The following is a 1700-nucleotide window of genomic DNA, read 5'->3' as shown; positions in this document are numbered from 1 at the left end:
GGGTGGGGGCTGGTTCGATACTTTTCGGGCTGCTGCTCGGACAGGTCCACCCGTACGCCCGCGGGTTCGAGAGCGTCCCAGACCTGCAGCATCATGGCGTCGCTGAGGTAGTGGTGGCTCAGGTTCAGCGATGCGAGGTGGGTGAGCGGCCGGCCGTAGAGCAGGGCCTCGGCTCCGGTGTCGGTGAGAGTGCCCATGGACAGGTCGAGGGACTTCAGCTGCGTGACCACGGGCGCCGAGGCTACGGCCGCGGCTATCTCGTCCTGGATCTCGCTGTTCTGCAGGCCCAGATGGCGCAGCGCGGGAAACCCGTCCCCGGCGAGCAGCGGGGCGAGGTCGGCGACGGTCGCGTCCCCGTCGTAGTCCTTGTCCCCGAGCCACATCTCCAGGTGCTCCAGCGTGGGCAGGTCTGCGGCGATGACGTCTCGCACGACCTTCGCCTTGAGGCCGCCGGACTCGAACCGTAGCCTGCGCAGGTTCTCGTACCGGGCCACGGGAAATTCCAGGTTCTGGTTGCCGCGCACGGAAAGCTCACGCAACTGCGGGAAGGCGTCCAGGATCGGGGCGAGGTCGCTCTGCCCTATGAGGTGGAGGGGGGCCTCCTTTGCCTCCAGGTCGCCGAGGAACAGCGCCTCCAGGTTGACCAGCCGGTCCTTGACGCCGAGCAGCGTCTCGTCGTCTACGAAGCCGCAGTCGATGCAGTCGATGCAGTCGTGGTCGTGGTCGTGGTCGTGGTCGTCAAGGACGTAGAACCCGAATCCGAAGATCAGCGCCCGGACCTTCTCCAGCTCGACCAGCTTGGTGAACCGCTCCCAGTAGACCTCGAAGTCCTCCGCGCCAGCCATGTGCTCGTTGTAGTCCAGCCGCCACGCGACGGCGTCCGCACCGGGCAGGGCTGGCTCCGTCTCGTTCTGCGGGAAGGTGAACACGGGCAATCCGTTCAGCTCGGTCACGTGCTCGTTGCACACCCATCTCGACATGGCGGGGTAACTCCATACGACGACAGCAGATAGTCACAACCTTCTACCTCAGCCGGCTGACAAACGCTCGGGCCGCCGCAGGGCCCAAGGCGCAGTCACATCCCTTGGGTGCACAGCGCCGGTCGAACAACATGACCGGCAATGGGCTCTTGGCCGACTCAGCCGCCACGCCTGCACGGTCTGGGCGAGCAGGTCCAGGGTCGGGACCGTGAGAAGCTGTGTCACATCCTCCTGCTCCAGGTCAGCGCGGCGAGGCCTGGCGGGGTTGCCAACGGCACCGTTCGGAAGCGCGTCGTGACGACGCTTCCGGGAACAGACGACTAGTCCGGAATACACCGCTATCCCTAGAACGGGTTTCAAGGCGTTCGCGAACGCCTTGCCCAGGGTGCCGTCAGCTTCCAGTACAGCCCGGCGACTTCGGCCCGGCAAGGCGCTGGGCGGACTTGTCATGTCAGGACCCGACACAGGCTCTGACGAGGATCCGCCCACCCGGGAAGCACTCCAGCGCGCTCGCGGCGGCGGTGATTGTCTTGCCCGATCCGGTCGCGGACACGATCGTGCCCCGGGCCCTGAACTTCGAACCATCGACGGAACCGGGATCCGTGCAGCCTTCGTCCAGGTCAGCAACCCAATCGAGCCGTTCCGCGCCTTCACCTCCCGGGTGAAGATCGATTACCCCCGAGGTGCTGGTTGACCTGGGAATGCAGGGGACGCCCCCAT

The 1700-nt window shown here is 66.1% G+C and carries 1 protein-coding gene and 1 pseudogene; both read right to left on the bottom strand.

All coding sequences use genetic code 11. The features are described from left to right. A partial coding sequence (locus ACTWP9_RS36620; protein ID WP_443250639.1) for an STM4015 family protein occupies positions 1 to 980 on the bottom strand: 980 nt, incomplete at its 3' end. Positions 981 to 1452: 472 nt separating this feature from the next. Continuing rightward, positions 1453 to 1548: pseudogene (locus tag ACTWP9_RS36615) on the bottom strand (DEAD/DEAH box helicase family protein); the annotation flags it as partial. Positions 1549 to 1700: the final 152 nt, after the last annotated feature.

Source organism: Streptomyces sp. 3N207 (genome assembly GCF_052246355.1).
Classification (GTDB): domain Bacteria; phylum Actinomycetota; class Actinomycetes; order Streptomycetales; family Streptomycetaceae; genus Streptomyces.
The sequence above is the reverse complement of the archived record's forward strand: the minus strand, read 5'-3'. Positions and strand labels throughout refer to the sequence as shown.